Here is a 3,821-nt window from a genome sequence, read left to right on the forward strand (position 1 = left end):
CTTGAAACGATTTCAAAACACGAAAACAAGTTAAATAAGCTCAAAAAGCAGCTTAAAAAACAGAAGTAATAGCGAGGATTAGCCTCCCTAGAAAGTAAAAAAAAGCTGAATTTCCTATTGGGAAATTCAGCTTTTTCATTAGTTCCTGTCTAACTTTTGAGGGACAGGTCAGGATGTCGAGGTTTTTCCTATTGGTTCACTCAGTATAACTCCTATCGTACCTTACTATCCTTATGCGTATGTATCTGGAGCATCCTAGACAAAGTCTTTCTAAATTAAAAAAAGCCATCATATTGTAATAAGCAGTTCAAGCAGAGATGCTTAGATAACTTTGTTTTGAATACAATTTTAAGAAAAGTCCAATTCTTTTTCAAATGCTTTTAGTTCAAAGCGAGCCATGGCTAAATTTGATTTTAGACGATCTAAAACAAGATACAGAAATAAGTTGTCATTGCTTTCAAGAGGGCGAATCAGGTGATATTGCTTGCCCAAAGTAATTAAAATATCTTCAATATCATCATTTAATTGAAGTGCTTTGGCTATTTTACGTTTTGCGCGTATGACTTCGGTATTGCCTGCTGCTGCAAGTTCTAAATCTATGGTTGTCCCTTGAACGGCTAAAGCTAAACCACTTTCACTATCTACCAATGCGGCTGCAATAAAACCATCCATCGCAATTAAACTGTCTAAAACGATACGAGCCATTTTACTTTCTACCTTGAGTTAAGGGTTTCCCCAGAAAAAATATTGATTTAAAGACCTAGTTTTTTACGCAGTTTCATAAAAAAACTGCGCATTTTAATCATCTGACCTTGATCAGCTGATTCATCATTTCTCATGAATTCCGCTCCATGAGAGTCAATCCATGAACCCATTTTGAGCATATGGGTGAGCGCAACAAACCGGATAATTTGTTGTTTGGGAATATTTAATTGATTAATTGCTATTTGAATCTGAGCGCCCTGGGCAAAACATGTCGCAATTTTAAATAGATTCCGACGCTCATAGCCTGGCTCGAATTTTGGCCAGATCTGCAATTTGAAATATTGATTTGCCTGAATCTCTGGAAGTTCTATGTCAGTAGAACGATATGCCACCTGCCACAACCAGCTACGTAAATCTTGGGCTTGTGTATTCTTAATCATCTCTTGCACAAACTGATTTGTGGCATAGGTTTGATTCAGACTTTTGTCAAAACCAGTCACGGGATGATGGGGATTGACCCAGACGCGCTCTGTCATGGTATCGACTAGGGCCAAGAACCCCCGACAGTCGAATAACTGGATAAAACAATTTCGAGCCAATAAGCATTGATTAAATACGGTCGAGATAGCAACAGATTTTTCTCCAGTTGCGGAGGACAGATGAAAGCGATCATCCGATTCGTAATCAAAGAACTTTTCTTGTAACCACTCACGTAAATCATCTAACTGGGTTACAGGATAAGATAAGGTGTCATCGACAATCATTCCCTGTTGTTCTGGAACTTTAATCAGACGTAAGTACTGTATACGAATCTGTGAGAGAATTTTTTGAATGCTGGATGAGGCAAAAAAAGCATCGTTAACCATCAGCAGGTCAATATTTTTTTCAGCAATATTGACCCACCGTACCGGTACTTCACGAGGAACAGATAACAATATTTGGCTTTTAAGTTGGTCAAGCACATTCAGGCTCAACCCGAAGACAGCAATATTTAAAAAATTTTTCATTCTCTAACCGCATTAAGCTAGGTGTTATTACAACAGATAATTAAAATTCATTTAAATACAGTGCATTAAATGATAATTAATTAATCACGTATTTTTCATGGATGCAATAATCTATATATCAATTTTGGCTAAAGATTCTGAGGTTTTTTTGATCTCATATCGCATTTGTCCCATCAGAACATCAGGTGAACCTACCGCTACAATCAGCATAGGATAAAGGGTATGTTCCACCCCCGTTAAAACTACATGCCCATTCTCTGCATCAAGTGAAAGGATTTTACAGCCTACTAAGTTAATTTCTGAAATAAAGGCCGACACCATCGCTAAAATTGAGCTGCTGACAGCAGCAATTTTTCCAGTATTTTCCAGCTTCTTTTTACTAGCCAAAGCTAATTGAAAGCCGTCAGAAGAGCACAGCATGACAAAATCAAGACCACTCACGTTATTTAACAGTTCATGAATTTGAATACGGCCCGTTTCAATCAATGATTGAGGAATCTGGCGTGAAAGAGTATTGGTATTCACTTTGATTTCATCCTTTAAGGCGTTGCAATGGTGCGAGTTTCAATAGCAGAAATTAAGACCTCAACCATAAGCAGTACATCATCTTTTTGTCTGGCATCGACCGCAAATATGGGATAATTGTAGTGATGTAAACTCATCCAATCCCGATAAATTTTGAGCATCTGATCATCTTGTTGATCGAGATGGGTAATACCAATCACAATATTTTCACTATAGCTTTGAAAAGCGTTGAGATAGGTTTGCAAATCTTGCAAACGCTCTGCACGTGAATGATCAATTAAAATACCGACTCCAATAGCACCTTTACACACAATAGACCACATAAAATCAAAGCGATCTTGACCGGGGGTGCCATACAGTCCTATTTTGGTGTCATCCTCAAGCACAATTTCGCCATAGTCGATTCCTACCGTCGTGAAATATTTGCTATGCCTATTTATGTCAGTATTCATGGCTTCGGTTTCTATGACTGGAATGTCGGAAAGCGCTTTAATAGCGGCCGACTTTCCAGCACCCATACTCCCGCCAAAAACAATTTTATATTGCTGTAAAATCATACAGATACTCATTTTTATCAAGGTTTAATCAATTTTATATAAAATCTATTCGGTAGTTTTGCACTTAAAGCAGCCAGAATTTAACTCCGTATTTAAATCATTGCTTGGGGCTGTAGCTGGAACCAACGGATGATGAGTTAAAATTTAAGATATGGTGATATGTTGGAAACTGAGGTTACGATTACGAATGTGAATAAACTGTGATTTTTTTGATATTTCAGACATTAAGGTGATTTTTAGGGGGATATGGAATGAGATTGTTGAGAATGAAAGATTAGGTTCACTCCTAGTCTATATTCAACAACAGCATGAGGAATTGGAACAACCAAATGTTAGAACCCATTTAAATTGTCTATATTCTCACCAATAAAAATGTCTGGTTTATGATGGTTTTTATCACCATGGACTGGATATACATTTGAGATGCTGCACTATGTCTGACAAGGAAATATAATGTCTTGTAGTCCTGCAAAATATTCGAGATCATCGTATTAGACAAGTCCGTGCTGCTGAAATCCTGAATCTTTCAGCCCGTCAAATCACCCGATTATTGCAAAAGCTCAATCCAGCTGGTGTTTCAGGTCTGGTTCATGCCAGTCATGGTCAATCGATTAATTCCAAGTGATCTGAAGAACTGAGATGACTTAGTCTAAATTTTTATTACTTACTCGCACTATTTAGATGATGGATTTGCCACTTCATAACGACTGAATCGAAAACCAAATTTGTCCGTGAGCTTGGGCATAAGAACTGGCTGCTTAAAATAAATGATTAGAGCGTTACGCTTACTTTATCCAATTCATTACACTTTCCATGGTATAAATCATATGAAGCGTGAACACTAGATCCGCTCTTTTTAGGTTCATCTAAGAGATATATTGTTTTTTATTTCGTGAGTATATATGAGATATAAAAACCGCCTAACTGGCGGTTTTTTTTAGATTTCATTATTTAACCCGAATCCTGCTTAAGCCAATGGTTCCATAATTTGAATTGTTGGCTTATTTCGATGGGTTAATTGATATGC

4 protein-coding genes and 1 pseudogene are annotated in these 3,821 nt (G+C 37.2%); 1 reads left to right on the forward strand and 4 read right to left on the reverse strand.

Annotated features, from left to right (window positions below):
- Positions 1-348: 348 nt before the first annotated feature.
- The 4 genes from ACP69Y_RS16550 to ACP69Y_RS16565 all read right to left on the reverse strand — a co-directional run bounded on the left by ACP69Y_RS16550 (position 349) and on the right by ACP69Y_RS16565 (position 2,794).
- Positions 349-705, reverse strand: a complete 357-nt coding sequence (locus tag ACP69Y_RS16550) for a roadblock/LC7 domain-containing protein (RefSeq protein WP_425919533.1) — start codon at positions 703-705, stop codon at positions 349-351.
- 47 nt (positions 706-752) lie between these two features.
- Complete coding sequence (locus tag ACP69Y_RS16555) at positions 753-1,712, reverse strand: hypothetical protein (protein WP_425919534.1); 960 nt, start codon at positions 1,710-1,712, stop codon at positions 753-755.
- A 111-nt stretch (positions 1,713-1,823) separates the two neighbouring features.
- The gene (locus tag ACP69Y_RS16560) at positions 1,824-2,237 is read right to left on the reverse strand and encodes a roadblock/LC7 domain-containing protein (RefSeq protein ID WP_425919536.1); all 414 of its coding nucleotides are present in this window, start codon (positions 2,235-2,237) and stop codon (positions 1,824-1,826) included.
- Positions 2,238-2,251: 14 nt separating this feature from the next.
- A complete protein-coding gene (locus ACP69Y_RS16565) occupies positions 2,252-2,794 on the reverse strand; it encodes a GTP-binding protein (protein WP_425919537.1) in 543 nt (180 codons plus the stop codon).
- A 466-nt stretch (positions 2,795-3,260) separates the two neighbouring features.
- Between ACP69Y_RS16565 and ACP69Y_RS16570 the strand changes: the two are divergent.
- Positions 3,261-3,401: pseudogene (locus tag ACP69Y_RS16570) on the forward strand (ISNCY family transposase); the annotation flags it as partial.
- Positions 3,402-3,821: the final 420 nt, after the last annotated feature.

It is taken from the genome of Acinetobacter sp. TSRC1-2 (assembly GCF_049895885.1).
Taxonomy (GTDB): domain Bacteria; phylum Pseudomonadota; class Gammaproteobacteria; order Pseudomonadales; family Moraxellaceae; genus Acinetobacter.

Coding starts and splice junctions, on each gene's coding strand:
- ACP69Y_RS16550 (WP_425919533.1), bottom strand. CDS start 705: ATGGCTCGTATCGTTTTAGACAGTTTAATTGCGATGGATGGTTTTATT.
- ACP69Y_RS16555 (WP_425919534.1), bottom strand. CDS start 1,712: ATGAAAAATTTTTTAAATATTGCTGTCTTCGGGTTGAGCCTGAATGTG.
- ACP69Y_RS16565 (WP_425919537.1), bottom strand. CDS start 2,794: ATGATTTTACAGCAATATAAAATTGTTTTTGGCGGGAGTATGGGTGCT.